Consider the following 15,119-nt stretch of genomic DNA (forward strand, 5'->3'; position numbering starts at 1 on the left):
GGTAGCGTTTCCGCCGCATGCTCCATTAAGGGATAAAACAGCCGCTGCCCTTAAGGGAGGAAGCTAATGAATTGACCAGACGTTTTTACCTAAAATCATTGCTACCCTAGGATGAAGCACATAAATAATATTATATTCCCTTATAATAGAAAGTCAATATTTTTCCCGGTTGACAATAATAATTCCGGTCGCAACGAACAGCAGAGTCAAAAATACTACGAAATGAAGCGTTTCATTGAGGAAAATGGCAGAAAACGATGCGCCGAACATCGCTGTAAAAGTGATGTCTATCCGGTTTGCAACAAATTTCTCCGTATTCAATCGTATGTAATCTTTTTTACTAAGAAAAAATAGATTGAGAAAATACAGAAAAATTATGTAAATCACAAAGAAAAAGATGAAAAGGGAACATAAATATAGTACAATATCAACCAAGATAAGTTTGCTGTAGAAAGTAATAGAAGAGAATCGTTGAGAGGAGTTAGAAAAGATGAGTAAAGTGGAAACAAAAAAGGGATACTTCGGGGAGTTTGGGGGGAGCTTTGTACCAGAGCCGTTGCAGGCTGCGCTCGATCATTTGGAGCAGGAGTTTGAACGGTATAAGGATGAGCCTGACTTTAATGCAGAACTGGAACATTATTTGAAGGAATATGTTGGGCGCCCGAACCCGCTTTATTATGCGCAGCGCTTAACTGAGAAGCTTGGAGGCGCGAAAATTTATTTAAAACGTGAAGACTTAAACCATACGGGAGCGCATAAAATCAATAATGTGATGGGCCAAGTTCTGCTTGCCAAGCGCATGGGCGCAAAGCGTGTGATCGCGGAAACAGGGGCAGGTCAGCATGGAGTGGCGACAGCGACTGCATGCGCGATGTTTGGAATGGAATGCGTCATTTATATGGGGGAAGAAGATACTCGCCGTCAGGCATTGAACGTATTTCGTATGGAACTTTTGGGGGCGAAAGTAGTAGCGGTAAAAGACGGCGCCCGCACGCTGAAGGAAGCGGTAGACGCTGCGCTCAAGGACTATGCGGAGAATTACGAAAGTACGTTTTATTTGCTCGGGTCGGCTGTCGGACCGCACCCATACCCCACTATTGTACGCCATTTCCAATCCGTTATTGGCAGAGAAGCACGTGCGCAACATCTTGAAAAAGAAGGAAAGCTGCCGGACTATATTATCGCGTGTGTGGGTGGCGGAAGCAACGCCATTGGTTTGTTCGCTCCGTTCTTTGATGACAAAGAAGTACGCATTGTCGGCGTTGAACCAGGCGGAAAAGGGCTTGCACCGGGGCAGCATGCCGCGCCGCTTGTAGCTGGGGAGCCAGGGATCATTCACGGTTTCAAGTGTTACATGATAAAAGATGAAAATGGTGAGCCTGCCGCTACACATTCGATTGCTGCTGGTCTCGACTATCCAGGCGTCGGACCTGAACATAGCTATTATAAAGCGATTGGTCGTGCGAAGTATGTAACGATCGACGATGCTGAGGCGCTTGAGGCGTTTCACGCTTTGTCGCGAACAGAAGGCATTATTCCCGCGATTGAAAGTTCTCACGCGGTGGCATATGCAATGAAACTTGCCCCAACATTATCGCCGAACCAAACGATTATCGTTAACCTTTCCGGCCGTGGAGACAAGGATGTGCAACAAGTTTTCAACATGATGCATAATAAAGGACAATAATGATGAAAAGAGGCCCGAACCCCCGGGCCTTCTTTCATTATATAATAGATCAAAAGGTTCAAAAGTTTTGAAGCGGTGAGCCGCTTAAACTTTCTTGGTATTTTACGTAAAACATATGCTATCATCTGGAAATGTATAGAAATAATGAGTGAAACCTTATTTGATATTTCGTATAATTATTATATGATAAGTAATATTAAGAAGGGACTGAATTTTCTATTACCACTGTAAAGCACATTTATCTTGTTCGTCACGGGGAAACCGAATGGAATGCCAAACGTTTAATTCAGGGACATAGCGATATTCCACTGAACAGGCGAGGCAAAGAGCAGGTGCGACGATTAGCGGCGCGCTTAAAACAATCGCCTATTTCCCAGATTTGCTCCAGCGACTTGCAGCGGGCTTATGATACGGCGCAGGCGGTGGCCGATATGCTTGGTTTATTTGTTTGCCGCCATGTGGAACTTCGCGAGCGGAATTACGGGGACTGGGAAGGAAAAGATTACCGCATGATCCAATCGCAGTTTCCCGACTTTAACCCGTGGATGGATACAGAAAGCAAGTATAATGTTGAGACGTTTTCCGCGATGCAGCAGCGGGGAATGTGTTGTTTGCAGGAAATTTTGCGGGAGAGCGAAGCAGAGCATATTTTGGTGGTTAGCCACGGGGGCTTGATTAATGCGCTGTTGCATCATATAAGCGGGGGAGTGCATGGAACCGGAAAAACAAAGTTGGTAAATACAGGAATTAGTTACGTTCGATACGAAAAAGGCAACTGGACAGTGCATACAGTGAATGACGGAACGCATCTAGCCGACCAGTAAGAGAGTGGGAGAGAAGGGAGAAGGCGGGACTGTGAAGAAGCACACGGTGGATCAAAATTGTGGAGAGATTGAGTCTTCTTATTTTTACAGGGAACGACTTGCGCATATTTTTCGAGATAGTTTCCAGTTTATATTCTCCCCTTTCTTTTTGGCAGATAGGGGATGGGTGTTTGTAGCAGACCGTCATGGCTATGTAGTTGCTTGTGAAAAAGCAGGTCAGCCGGAGTTTGATGTGAAGCCGTTTTATCCGTTGCATCCAGAAAAAATGTATATTCAGAACAATGTGGAGGAAGATAGCCGGACGGTGTGTGTTCCGGTGCTCCAGGATGTTTGGTTTCCTGGCTATATAGGAGTTGTGCTGCCTGCGTGTATAGAAGAAAGGTGTGCGTTTTCGTTTTTGCAGGGAATGACGGCTGTTTTCCGCCTCATACAGGAGCAATACATCAGCAAGACCATTTCTTCATGTATTAAAGCCGTAAGCCAGAATATGGGCCTGAATAGTGCTATGCAGACGATTGTCCGGCGGTTTGCCGAAAGCTTGTACCAAGTCGAATGCATTGCAGTCGTATTTGATGAAGAACAGGATGGAATGGTGCCGCATTGGTCTTCGAGTGAGCAGAATTGGCTGTGTCGGGAGACCATGAAGATGCGCAATCTTAGAAAAATATATGAGCAGATCGTTTCGCAGTTCTCCGTGGAGCGTAATGTTTTGCGTAGGGAAGATATTGATATACAAGGACTATTGGAGTTAGAAGAGCTGTCTGAGGCGGATTGGTTAATTTCTCCTTTTGACTATAATGACAAAATTATCGGATTTTTAGTCGTATTGCGTGATAAGAACTTTCCATTTACAGACGAGGAGCAAAAATTTATCTTTCGTTTCACGAAAGCCCTTGGCCCTTCCGTTCACAACTCTGCCCTTTATATGCGTGTTCAACGCGACGAACAAAAACGGAGCATGATGTTTGAAATTACAAAAAAACTCCATTCATCTATCAATGTGAATGATGTGTTGCATGCCGTGATAGAAAATACAAAAAAACTGTATCCGGAAATGCAGGTTGATTTATGGCTGTCCCATGATTCATTTTCCACGAAGCTGCCCGTCAAGCCATTTTCTTTTTCGACCGGAGAAAGCAAAAGCAATGTAAGTGCCCGAGCGTTTATGGAAGCACGAACGATCATCGTGAAATCCTGGGGGAAGCGCAGTGTGACGTTAGCCGCTCCGCTCAGGGGCAAACAAGGGGTTTATGGTGTGTTGGAACTTTACAGCGACAAGCCGATATCTCTTCCAGCGCGAGAGATAGAGTATATTACGATGCTGGCAGATACGGCAGGTAATGCATTCGAAAATGCTCAGCTTTATCAACAATCCTGCCATTTAATCAAAGAATTGTTGCTCATTGATGAAATGACGCGGCAACTCAATAAGAATATTAAGCTTAACGATTTACTTACATTTATCACGCGTAAGCTGACGGAGACGTTTCGTACGGAACATTGCTGCATTTTTTCTTGGTCAGAAGAAGAAAAAGCATATGTCGCGTGTGCGTCCACTGGACAGGAAAACGTTCCGCTTGTTTTGCGGATTCCGGAAGCAGGCAAACTTCATGATTTGTTTGTCAAAAAGGAGTCGATTTTAATTGCGGATACGAAAGAAATAGATTCACTTCTCCCGTCTTTTTCTTGTCGGTCGTTAATGGCTGTGCCGCTTATGGGTAAAGGTCAAGTAGAAGGAGCCATTTTTCTGATAGATTCTCAGCCAAATCGTTACACATTCGATGATTTTAAGCGCCTGGAGATGTTGGCCCGTCATGTGAAAGTCGCGGTGACGAATGCTTCCCTGCATGCCGAAGTCGAGCGAATGGTGATAACGGATAATTTGACGGGCCTGTATAATCGAAAGTATTTATATGACTGTATCCGTCATTCCCAGCAGCGTGACATCTGTGGCTCACTTATTTTAATTGATGTGGATTACTTTAAGAATATTAATGATACGTATGGTCATCAGATTGGCGATGAAATTTTGATCCAAGTGGCAGAAGTGCTTGTTGCTTCAATTCGCACATCTGATGTTGCCGCTCGTTGGGGCGGAGAAGAGATGGCTGTATACTTGCCAGCGGTACAGGAAGATATTGCCCACCAAGTAGCGGAGCGGTTACGCATGAATACAATGAGCAGCACGAGACCGGCTGTTACGATTTCCTGCGGGGTGGCTACCTGGTTGAAAGAAAACGGCATTCCGAGCGTCGAACGATTGTTCCAGCAAGCGGATGAGGCTTTATATCGCGCGAAGCATAGCGGGCGTAACCAGGTTTGTTTGGCAGGAAAAGTATGAAACATGCACGGAAAGAGCTTCTGGCAGGGAAGTTTCTTTCTTCCCTCATTTTATGAATGAACATTCAATCAGTAGGAGGAAGAGACATGCAAAAAGCAGTGAATACGCAGGTTTTTCGGCTTGAGATCCCGACTCCGTTTAGCGTTGGAGCGGTCAATATATTTTTAATAAAAGGGGAAAGTTGCACGCTTGTTGATGTCGGGCCAAAAACGAGGGAAGCGCGTGAGGCGCTACGAGTCTTCTTAAAAGAGAATGGGCTTACATGGCGGAATATTGACCAGATCTTTCTTACACATCAACATGTAGACCATTCTGGTTTGGTAGCGGAAGTAGCAGAACGTACGGATGCGCAGGTGATCGCCCATCCGAATGCAGTGCCGTATATTGAAGGGGAAGAAACATTTATGCGGCATCACGATGCATTTTTTCGCGAACTATATGAAGAAAATGGCGTTCCGGAACAATTGCTGGGGCATGTAGAGCGGTTTCAGAAAATGTTGAACATGTATAGCGATCCCGCACCGGTTCATCGAATTGTGCGAGGCGGCGAGCTGTTGGGAAGTTGCGGGGAGTGGCGTATTATTTTTACGCCGGGACATACACAAACCCATTTGGCTTTATACCGAGAGGCAGACGGTTTGATGCTGTCAGGCGATTTTTTAATTAAAGAGATCTCATCCAATGCTTTCGTAGAGCCTCCGGCGCGAGCTGGTGAAGAAAGGGAAAAGCCGCTGGTTGTATACAGGCGAGCAATGCAGGAAGTAAAGATGATGCCAGTGCGGCGCATGCTCCCGGCACACGGCGAAGAAATTGAAAAGCCGTCTGAACTTATCGTTTATCGCTTGCGTAGACAGGAAGAGAGAGCGGAAAAAATTTATGGTTTACTTGCGGATGGTGCCAAACATGTTTTTGAGTTGTCAGCATTATTATTTCCTAGCATTTATATTAAAGAGTTACCACTTACGTTTTCGGAAACGCTTGGACACCTCGATTTGTTAATTGAACAGGGAAAAGTAGAGCGAGTATGGTCAGAAGAGAAAAATGTGTATCTTTATCGAACGAAAGAATGGGCTAGATAAATATAATTTGATATACCGACTTACCATCATACAAATGATTTGTAAACTCTCTTGAGGAAGGAGAGTTTTTTGCTTTTTTGGTGATATAATAAAAAATACGAAATGATAAGGGAGACGGTGAATTGAAGCGTTTACTACTTTCTGCCTTTTTCCTGATTGTCACGATCTATTTGGTTATGCAGACTGAATTCGGTCATTTGATTCGTACCGGAAACTTGGAGCAAATTGCCGCGTATATTCAATCGTATGGTTGGGTTGCGTTTTTTATATCAATTATCGCCATTGTCTTGCAAACGTTTTTTCCGATTGTTCCTTTCGTATTGCTGGCGGGTGCGAATGTGGTTGCCTTTGGTCTCTGGCCCGGATTTGCAATCAGTTGGGTTGGTGCGGTGTTGGCCGCGCTGGCCAATTTTCTTTTGGCCCGCTATGTTGGGAGGGAGTGGGCGGACAGAAAATGGGGCCATCATTCGTTTGCAAAAAATTTAAACAAGTATGCAGAAACAAAAGGGTTTATTGTTATTTTGTTTGCGCGGTGGGTCCCCGTATTGCCTTCCAGTGCGGTAAATACGGCAGCTGGCATTTCAAAAGTGTGTTTTCGCACATTTTTACTGGCGACAACGCTAGGCAAAGGCCCGGCTGTTCTGTTTGAATCGGTTGTTGGACATTATTTGGTTCATTGGGAACAGCACAAAGGCAAGCTTCTTTTTATTGCGTTTGGTCTTTGCTTATTTATGCTAGGGATCAGCTATGTGAAGAGGAAGAAAAAATTAACCTTGCTTTCATAAGAGAAAGGCAAGGTTTTTGGGAGGGACAGGCTGTGAAACGTTCACCGAAGCTTACCAAACAAAAGATTGTTGAAGCTGCTGTCGAACTGTTTGATTCACAGGGATTCGACGGTACGACAGTACGGCAGATCGCTTGTAAGGCAGGGGTGAACGTTGCGCTTATTGCCTATTATTTTAAAAATAAAAAAGGATTGCTCGAATATGTTATGGTAGAGTATTATGAGGCTTTATTTCGAAAGCTGGACGGTTGCCGCCATGACACGGAATGGGAATCTCTTTATGATTTGCTGCGCCACATGTTAGAAAGCCTCGTCCGTTTCCAAAGTGAATTTTATCAGGTAACACGATTGATTCATCGGGAATTATCCGTAGAATCAATGCTCGGGCGGGAGATTATGAGCACTTACCTGGCCAAGCTTAAACATTATTTTGCTGCGGTGATTGAAGAGGGAGTTGAGGAAGGGGAATTTCCGCCGTTACAGGTAGAAGGCGTGGTCATTCAACTGATGGCGATTACAAGTTTTCCTTATACATACCCGCAAATTATTCGTGAAGTATTTTATTTGGAGCCATTGGATGAACAATTCGTGGAACAGATGGTGCATTATACATATGACTTTTTACACCATATGATGACACCGCTCAACACATTTCGCTAGGTTTTTTCATAAAAAGCTTGCTTTCAAGCAGGAACTTTCTCGTTTTATACCTAATTATTATTATAATAAGATAGGTTGACTTTTCCAAAAGGAGTACGGCACAATGTCATATGCAATACAACGAATGTTTCGTTTTTTTATAGCGCTTGTCGCGTCAGTTGCGATTCTGGCAGGCCCTTGTTATGCACAGGCCGCCCCAATGCCAGCCTCGCTTGATAAGCCGGTAATAGATATAAACAATGTAATGAAAAGCGAAGAAGAAAAAAAATTCATTAATCTGACGTCTGGCATGAAGCAGACGTACAAGCTGGTCGTCATCGCCGATGCCAAACCACTGACGCTTCAGCAGTACGCACAGAAACTGCTTGAAACTTTTACGATCGAAGATAAAACTATGGTCATGGTTTTGTCAGCCAGTGAGAGAAACATGGTTATTTTAAGTGGGAAATATTTCAAGGAAAATGGGATTAACCAGGAAGTGTTACAGCATAAGATGGAGCATTATTTTGAACCGTATGCGAAGCAAGGCACGCTAATGACCGGCGTTATATCGTTCGTAGAAGCGGTTGATGAAGAATTAAAAGCGTTCGCGCAGAAACAGGGAAGCGGAGAACAGGTTAAAATGGCGGGAATTTCAGCGTCTGCGGCTACTAAGGACGTTACGTCTTGGCCTGTCTGGTTGCTTGGCGGATTGATTTTATTGGCAGTCGCTTCCGTAGGAGCTGCCATGGCTTACACGAAACGTGGACGAATTTTGAAAGAAGTCGATGAAGTGGACGAATGGCGAGGGAAAGTCGCTGATCAGCTTAATTCATTTGAAATTGATAGTTCATGGAAAAAAGAACCGGGAAGAATTAAAGAGAAGTATCTGGCGATTTTGACCTCGCTTGATGACTTAAAAAAAGATGCCATTGCCGATGTAGAACTCATCCTGGTGGATGCTGAAGAAAATCTTATGAAATTCCGTTTTAAAAGAGGCCAGGAAATTATTCAGGAAGCAAAAGATAAACTGTTCCGCATTGAAGAAGAATATCGCAATTTACATATCCGGCTGGGTAAACTTCAGGAAACATTACAAGATATCGTTGCTTTAAAGGAGGAAACAAAGCAGCTTCAGCAGAAAAACGAACGCCGGCTGGACGAGCTGCGCATTCAATATAGCGTCTCTTTTCATGTTTTAAAAGAGGAAATGAATCAGTTTGATCGTGAAATGCAGGCGGTGAAGCAGGCGGAAGAAAAAGGGGATTTCGAAGATGCAAGAGCTTGTTTGCAACAAGCGGCAGAGAGTCAGCGAGCGTTGATGGATGTGATGCAAAAAGTTCCGCTTATTCGTCAGACAATCGTCAAAGATCTGGATCAGGAAATTCGACAGCTGGATGAGGATGCAAAAGAAATGGTGGCAGGTGGTTATACAAGCGGGGAAGAATTCTTTAATGCGCGCATTGTAAAAATTCGTGGAAAGTATGAAAAGCTGCCGATTTTATTCGAAGAAGGGAAAATAACGGAAGCCGAGGAATTAATTATAAAAATACGTGAAGATATTGAATCGGTCTATCAGACGATGGAAGAGATCGTGACAAACCGCCACCAGTATCGGCAGTATGTAGTCGAGCTTCCGTACTATCTTAAAGTGCTAAAGCAGGATGAAGAATATTTAGCAGGTGAATTGCACGATCTTTCACAACGGTATTTGGTAGAAGATGGTGAAGCATTTCATTATTATCAGCAAATTCCTGCTGTTATTGCAGATATCGAAAATGCGCTGGAGCAGATTAGCGCAAGCACAGAAAAAGACAATTATGAACGACATGGTGAGACGCTAACTCAGGTGGCCGAACGCGTAAATCAGATGATGGAGCGGCGTGAGCTTGTGATGAAAGAATTAAAAGTGTTTCGTCAGGGGGAAGTAGAGGCGCACGAAGAATTGCAGGATATGCGTGCCAGCGTTACACGGGTGGAGCAGCAGTTGAAACGATTGCATCTGTCGAAAGTGCCGTATAGCGTTACCAGCAATATTCAGATTTGCCGTCAGGCTATTGATACGGTAGAAGAAGCACTTGGAGAAGTTCCGCTGAAAATGCAAAAAGTTGATCATGTGCTGAAAGAAGCAAAAGAACACGTTTCCGAACTGTTGGAACAAGCGGCAGAGATGATTCGTGATATCCGGTTAGCAGAAGACAAAATTCAACGAACGAACCGTTTCCGGCGCTATGATAAGGAAATTGCCAGACTTTTGCAGACAGCAGAGGACGTGTTCCGTGAAGCGGAGTACGGAGAAGCGCACGAACTGGCCGATCAAGCGTTTCGCCTTGCACAAGAACGGTATGGACTGGATGTAGAATAAAAATGTTGCAAAGAGAGGAGACAGTTCCCTCTCTTTTTTGTTGCCTTGTTTTTCCTCGTTTACTCATGGAGTGAAAAGATATGTTGCTTTATTACTATAAAGTAGCATATCCTTTCTTATACAAAAAAAAGACACATCAATGCGATGTGTCCAATATAAGGGAGTAGAGGTGTGAGAGTCAGTTGCAATTTTAAAGGGGAGTAGGTTTACTATTATGTTTCCCCGTCTGTTTTTTATTTAAACAACAAAATGAAAAAATTTTTTATGCCGAATCGCGGATTCCTGTGTTGGCCTTGACTAGGACTTCGTCAAATTTCGCATCGCTTTCGCGGCGGCCAAAGATAATAGCGCCGAGATAAGCAGCAATGAAACCGGCCGGCACGGAAATGAGCGCCGGGTTAGTCAGGCTGATTAGTGGCGTGCCGACGAGGATTGCTTTGCCTGGTGTTGGATCAAGCACATTTGGACTTACTACAACAAGAATAAGCGCTGTGAAGAGACCGACAAGCATGCCGGTAATGGCGCCTGCCGTGTTAAATCTTCGCCAGAAAATCGTGTACATAATAACCGGCAGATTTGCGCTGGCGGCTACGCAGAACGCCAACGATACGAGGAACGCTACGTTCATTTTTTGCGCGAACAGAGCCAAGATAACAGATGCAACTGCAACGCCTACGGAAGCATAGCGGGCAGCCAGCATTTGTTCCCTTTCCGTGGCTTTGCCTTTACGGATAATATGGCTGTAGAAGTCGTGCGCGAACGCGGAGGCCGCCGCCAAAACAAGGCCCGCTACTACCGCTAGAATGGTGGCAAAAGCAACCGCTGCGACGAATGCCATCAAAAAGTCGCCGCCCAATTCACGCGCAAGCAGCGGAGCCGCCATGTTTCCAGCTTTGTTTGCCTCGATAATCGTTTCGTTGCCGACAAACGCGGCAGCACCGAAGCCGAGGAAAATCGTCATAATATAGAATAGGCCGATGAGCCAGGTTGCGTATACAACTGATTTTCGTGCGGTTTGCGCGTCCTTCACTGTAAAGAAACGAATCAAGATATGCGGCAGTCCCGCTGTTCCAAGGACGAGTGCAATGTTAATGGAAATCGTATCAAGTCCGTTTTTATACTTGACGCCTGGATTCAGGAACGCGTCGCCAAGCGGTGTTGCTTTTTTCATGTGATTAAACATTTCCACAAAGTTAAAGTGAAATTTCGCGAATACCATTAGGGAGATGATGAACGTACCAACCATAAGCAGTATTGCTTTTACGATTTGTACCCAACTGGTGGCTGTCATGCCTCCGAAGATGACGTAAATTGTCATGAGCGTGCCGACAATCAATACAGAGGTGGTGTAATCCAGGCCGAGCAAAAGCTTAATTAATGCGCCTGCGCCTACAAGTTGAGCAATCATATAAAAAATGGAAATGGCAATGGTGCTTAGCGCCGCCACCCCGCGAACTTTTGCATTGTTGAAGCGGGCGGCAATCATGTCTGCCATCGTGTATTTGCCAAGGTTGCGGAGCGGTTCGGCAACGATGTACAGAACGACCAAATATGCGACGAGATAACCTATGCTGAAGAAGAAGCCGTCAAAGCCGGTCAACGCGATGGCACCAGCGATGCCGAGGAACGAAGCGGCCGACATGTAATCGCCGGCAATCGCTAGACCGTTCTGCCATCCGGTCAGGCCGCCGCCTGCTGTGTAGAATTCGCTCGTCGTATTGGTTTTTTTCGAAGCGTAGTATGTGATAACAAGCGTTGCAGCCACGATGAGAAGAAAGAATGTAAATGCCATTACTGTTGCCCCCTTTTTTGGAGCTCTTCGATAATTTCATCGGCGAGTTTGTCAAAAGAGGAGGCTTTGCGGGTATAAATCATACATAATGCCCATGTCATAATAAATTGGCCGAAAGCATACAGCCACGCCCAAGTGATAGAGCCAATCGCGGGAATGTTTAATATGTTGCTATATGACGTCAGAATTGGAAGTGTGTAATAAAAAATTATGAAAAAGACGCACATAGGAACGATAAAATTTCTTTTCGCTTGTATCAAACTTTTGAATTTTTTACTTTGAGCTATAGCTGTATAGTCAATGTTTTGCTCTTGGATTCTTCCCGTGCCGGAAGATTTGTTTTGTGCGAGGTTTTCCATACAGTTTCACCCCAATCTTTATTAGTTTTTTCTATCTTTCTTTGTGTAGAAACATTCATCACCCCCCCAGTAATAAAGCGTTTACAAAATTGTTCGTCCGAAAGATATGTTCAGAACTCACCATAATATTAAAATATTTTTAAAAAAATTAAAACTAAATATATTCGACATATTTAGACAAATGATACAAATGATAGAAAAAGAAAGCAAGCAGAGAAAGTTTAGCGTTTTTCTGCTTGCTTGGCGGATAGCAAAGCGTTTATCGTTCTTTGTTTTTTTGCTTTAACGGAACAAAGCTTTCTTCTATTCCGAGAGCCTGTCTGGCAGCAGCCAAGCCTGCTGCGTGGCCGGTTGTAAAAGCGACAGTAATATTGTAGCCGCCTGTATGTGCATGCACATCAAGCACTTCCCCGGCAAAAAAGAGACCGCGCTTTAATTTAGATTGTAAGCTTTTTGGATCGATTTCTTTTACGCTGACTCCGCCGCCTGTCACCGTAGCTTGTTCAAGCGGCAACGTGCCTGTAATCGTAACGGGAAACTGTTTGATAAGCCGCGCCATTTCGTACCATTTCGTCCGGGAAATATGTGGATACGTTATCCCTTCATCAATACCGGACAATTCAAGAATAAGCTGAAGCAGTCGTTCCGGGAGATAGGCGCGCAGCACGTTTTTGATCGCTTTTTTTGGTTCACGTTCCATTAGGTTCATCATTTCTTGGACGATATCATCCTGTGTTTTTTCCGGTAAAATGTCAATGGTTAAAAGGAGCGGAACAGGTCCGAATTTCCGTTGTGCAACGGAAACGTAATGACTTACGCGTAGCGTAGCCGGACCGGAGATACCAAAATGGGTAAACAGCATGTCGCCTTCTTCGGTGCAGATTTTTTTGCCTTTTGGGTTCCATAGCGTTAGATAGACGCTGCGCAGCGAGAGACCCTGCAATCTCGTTTCTTTAATATAGTTATCACAAGCCGTCAATGGTACAGCTGTAGGAAACAGATCGGTGATGGTATGGCCGACAGCCCGGGCCCACGGATAAGCATCTCCAGTAGAGCCGGTGCTCGGAACGGAGCATCCGCCTGTCGCGACGATCACATGGTGACAATGAATGATTTCACCGGATGCAAGCTCTACACCTGCCACTCCGGCATCAGTATATAACAGCTGTTTGACCGGCTCATTTGTGCGTATCGTTACGTTGAGCCTGCGCACTTCGCCAATGAGCGCATCCACTACGGTTTTTGCTTTGTCGCTGACCGGAAACATCCGACCGCGATCTTCTTCTTTCAGCCGGATGCCCAATCCGGTAAAAAAGGCGATAATATCTTGGTTTCCGAAGCTGTTTAGCGCGCTGTACAAAAATTTGCCGTTGCCAGGCACGTTTTTTATGAGTTCTTCCAGCGGTTTGGCATTGGTGACATTGCATCGGCCTCCCCCGGAAATCATAAGCTTTCTTCCAAGTTTATTTCCTTTATCGAGAAGCAATACTTTCGCTTTTTGGGAGGCGGCAGCTACGCAGGCCATGAGGCCGGCCGGCCCTCCGCCGATTACGATAACATCCCACTGTGACATAAAACCACCGTCTTTCTTTTGTATATGTTTGTCTTGTGATATCGTATCTTGATTCGCACTTTTATATTTTTGACATGGTTCTTTTAAATTGCAACTATCCTGAATAAAAAAGTTCTGGTTTTTCCGCACACTTTATATCCAGTAAGTGGTATAATATTTAAAGAAGCGCTTCAAACATTAGTGGCATGGGAGGGGTCTGCCATGGAAAGATACTTGAAGCTTTTATCAGAAAATGCGCAAAAGAACGGCAATATCTATCAATTTGTGCTTGAGTTGATTCGTCAGGTTACGTTTGATGCAAGTTTATCATCCAAAGAGCGCATGGATGAAATAAAAAAAATATACTGGGCTTTGGAAGAATATGTTGCTGTGCAGAATTAGACCGTTCTTTTGAACGGTCTTAGATTGAAGGCAAACTCCCTTGTTACGCAAGAAACAGGGGAGTTTGCCTTCAATCTGAGGCGCTTATCAAGCGTTTCCTTCTTCTGCCCAAATTGCAGATTTTCCGAGCAGGAAACCCCATCGCCTTTATATATTGGAGTGTCAAATGCTCCAATATATAAAAGAAAGTGTAATTTTTCACAAAAATATTAGCAGGAATCCTCGTGTGGACAGCGAATAAAATAATTATAGTAAATGGATTAAGAAACAAATGCTGCAGATACATATTTTCACACATCCCACCATAAATACTATTATTATGATAATAAAACTCAGAATATTCAGTTTTCCTCTACTATATCTCTTCTCGGTTGCACAATCCAGTTCTTTATTTCTTGTTAGCATCATAGCTCAACTTGTGTATGTAATTTTTTTCACGATATATTCATTTTGCACAAGGAGGCTTTTTTATGCACATTCTCGTTTGTGTCAAGCAGGTGCCGGATACGAAAATTATCAAGGTAGATCCCAAGACGAACACGCTGGATCGGCGTGGCGTGCCAGCGATTTTAAATCCGTATGATACGCATGCTGTTGAAGAAGCGGTGCGACTGCGCGCCCGATACGGAGGCAAAGTATCTGTACTGTCGATGGGCCCTCCCCAGGCTGTAGTCGCGATTAAAAAATGTGTGGAAATCGGTGCGGATGAAGGGTATTTAATTTCGGATCGTGCATTCGCCGGTGCGGATACGCTGGCGACTAGCTACGCGCTGTCGCGGGCGATTTACCGCATTATGAAAGTAGAGCCGATCGATCTAATCATATGCGGAAAAATGGCGATTGACGGTGACACAGGACAAGTCGGACCCGGTATCGCGCGTCGGCTCGATATTCCGCCTTTAACCGGCATCAAAAAAGTGGTTGAGATAAATAAAGAGAAACGGCGAATTATTGTGCACCGCAAATTGGAAGACGGCTATGAAGTGCTGGAGTCATCCATCCCCTGTTTGCTGACAGTGGAGAAAGAAATTAACGAAGTGTCTTATTCTCCGTTGCCGAACATGATTCGCGCTGCACGCTACAAGCCGGTGGTTTGGACAGTCGATGACTTGGAAGACGTAGATCGTTCCCAGCTTGGATTGAAAGGCTCGCCCACGATTGTGGGCAAGATGTTTACCCCGCCGAAACCGCAGGGTGGAAAACGCCTTGAAGGCACGGCAGATCAGCAAGTAGAGCAGCTTGTGAACGCATTGTTGAAGGAAAAACGCGAATTGTTTGTGCAAGGGGGCAGGTAA

General features: G+C 44.6%; 13 protein-coding genes. 9 read left to right on the forward strand and 4 right to left on the reverse strand.

Annotation, left to right across the window (positions count from 1 at the left end; translation table 11 throughout):
• Window positions 1-153: 153 nt before the first annotated feature.
• Window positions 154-321: a hypothetical protein gene (locus BLR88_RS19410; RefSeq protein ID WP_156424081.1), complete on the reverse strand. Its 168-nt coding sequence runs from the start codon at window positions 319-321 to the stop codon at window positions 154-156.
• Window positions 322-490: 169 nt separating this feature from the next.
• Between BLR88_RS19410 and trpB the strand changes: the two genes are divergently transcribed.
• The 7 genes from trpB to BLR88_RS05705 all read left to right on the forward strand — a co-directional run bounded on the left by trpB (window position 491) and on the right by BLR88_RS05705 (window position 9,719).
• Complete coding sequence (trpB, locus tag BLR88_RS05675) at window positions 491-1,687, forward strand: tryptophan synthase subunit beta (RefSeq protein ID WP_057899549.1); 1,197 nt, start codon at window positions 491-493, stop codon at window positions 1,685-1,687.
• Window positions 1,688-1,923: 236 nt separating this feature from the next.
• Complete coding sequence (locus tag BLR88_RS05680; protein ID WP_257721610.1) at window positions 1,924-2,511, forward strand: histidine phosphatase family protein; 588 nt, start codon at window positions 1,924-1,926, stop codon at window positions 2,509-2,511.
• Window positions 2,512-2,542: 31 nt separating this feature from the next.
• Window positions 2,543-4,852: a sensor domain-containing diguanylate cyclase gene (locus BLR88_RS05685; protein WP_057899547.1), complete on the forward strand. Its 2,310-nt coding sequence runs from the start codon at window positions 2,543-2,545 to the stop codon at window positions 4,850-4,852.
• Between the two features lie 86 nt (window positions 4,853-4,938).
• Window positions 4,939-5,931 (forward strand): MBL fold metallo-hydrolase, encoded by a 993-nt coding sequence (locus BLR88_RS05690; protein ID WP_057899546.1) that lies wholly within the window; start codon window positions 4,939-4,941, stop codon window positions 5,929-5,931.
• Between the two features lie 122 nt (window positions 5,932-6,053).
• Entirely contained in the window at window positions 6,054-6,716 is a 663-nt protein-coding gene (locus tag BLR88_RS05695; RefSeq protein ID WP_057899545.1) for a TVP38/TMEM64 family protein, read from the forward strand.
• A gap of 32 nt (window positions 6,717-6,748) precedes the next feature.
• A complete protein-coding gene (refZ, locus tag BLR88_RS05700) occupies window positions 6,749-7,375 on the forward strand; it encodes a forespore capture DNA-binding protein RefZ (RefSeq protein ID WP_057899544.1) in 627 nt (208 codons plus the stop codon).
• A gap of 103 nt (window positions 7,376-7,478) precedes the next feature.
• Window positions 7,479-9,719 carry a septation ring formation regulator EzrA gene (locus BLR88_RS05705; protein WP_057899543.1) on the forward strand — a complete coding sequence of 747 codons (2,241 nt, stop codon included), beginning with the start codon at window positions 7,479-7,481 and terminating at the stop codon, window positions 9,717-9,719.
• A 262-nt stretch (window positions 9,720-9,981) separates the two neighbouring features.
• Here the strand turns inward: BLR88_RS05705 and BLR88_RS05710 are convergent, their stop codons facing one another.
• From BLR88_RS05710 to BLR88_RS05720, 3 genes are all read right to left on the reverse strand, one after another.
• Window positions 9,982-11,511, reverse strand: coding sequence for a solute symporter family protein (locus tag BLR88_RS05710; protein ID WP_057899542.1), 1,530 nt, complete (start codon window positions 11,509-11,511; stop codon window positions 9,982-9,984).
• Entirely contained in the window at window positions 11,511-11,870 is a 360-nt protein-coding gene (locus BLR88_RS05715; protein ID WP_091260155.1) for a DUF485 domain-containing protein, read from the reverse strand. The genes BLR88_RS05710 and BLR88_RS05715 overlap by 1 nt, the downstream gene beginning before the upstream one ends.
• A 259-nt stretch (window positions 11,871-12,129) precedes the next feature.
• Window positions 12,130-13,443: a BaiN/RdsA family NAD(P)/FAD-dependent oxidoreductase gene (locus BLR88_RS05720; protein WP_091260185.1), complete on the reverse strand. Its 1,314-nt coding sequence runs from the start codon at window positions 13,441-13,443 to the stop codon at window positions 12,130-12,132.
• A gap of 201 nt (window positions 13,444-13,644) precedes the next feature.
• Between BLR88_RS05720 and BLR88_RS05725 the strand changes: the two genes are divergently transcribed.
• Together BLR88_RS05725 and BLR88_RS05730 are read left to right on the forward strand one after the other, a co-directional pair.
• Complete coding sequence (locus BLR88_RS05725) at window positions 13,645-13,824, forward strand: hypothetical protein (RefSeq protein ID WP_057899540.1); 180 nt, start codon at window positions 13,645-13,647, stop codon at window positions 13,822-13,824.
• Between the two features lie 470 nt (window positions 13,825-14,294).
• Window positions 14,295-15,119, forward strand: a complete 825-nt coding sequence (locus BLR88_RS05730) for an electron transfer flavoprotein subunit beta/FixA family protein (RefSeq protein WP_057899538.1) — start codon at window positions 14,295-14,297, stop codon at window positions 15,117-15,119.

The sequence above is a fragment of the Aneurinibacillus thermoaerophilus genome (assembly GCF_900099925.1).
GTDB lineage: Bacteria > Bacillota > Bacilli > Aneurinibacillales > Aneurinibacillaceae > Aneurinibacillus > Aneurinibacillus thermoaerophilus.

What these genes read in the sequence shown, in the direction of transcription:
- BLR88_RS05710 (WP_057899542.1), bottom strand. Translation starts at nt 11,511, where the DNA reads ATGGCATTTACATTCTTTCTTCTCATCGTGGCTGCAACGCTTGTTATC.
- BLR88_RS05725 (WP_057899540.1), top strand. Translation starts at nt 13,645, where the DNA reads ATGGAAAGATACTTGAAGCTTTTATCAGAAAATGCGCAAAAGAACGGC.
- BLR88_RS05715 (WP_091260155.1), bottom strand. Translation starts at nt 11,870, where the DNA reads ATGGAAAACCTCGCACAAAACAAATCTTCCGGCACGGGAAGAATCCAA.
- trpB (WP_057899549.1), top strand. Translation starts at nt 491, where the DNA reads ATGAGTAAAGTGGAAACAAAAAAGGGATACTTCGGGGAGTTTGGGGGG.
- BLR88_RS05730 (WP_057899538.1), top strand. Translation starts at nt 14,295, where the DNA reads ATGCACATTCTCGTTTGTGTCAAGCAGGTGCCGGATACGAAAATTATC.
- BLR88_RS05705 (WP_057899543.1), top strand. Translation starts at nt 7,479, where the DNA reads ATGTCATATGCAATACAACGAATGTTTCGTTTTTTTATAGCGCTTGTC.
- BLR88_RS05720 (WP_091260185.1), bottom strand. Translation starts at nt 13,443, where the DNA reads ATGTCACAGTGGGATGTTATCGTAATCGGCGGAGGGCCGGCCGGCCTC.
- BLR88_RS05690 (WP_057899546.1), top strand. Translation starts at nt 4,939, where the DNA reads ATGCAAAAAGCAGTGAATACGCAGGTTTTTCGGCTTGAGATCCCGACT.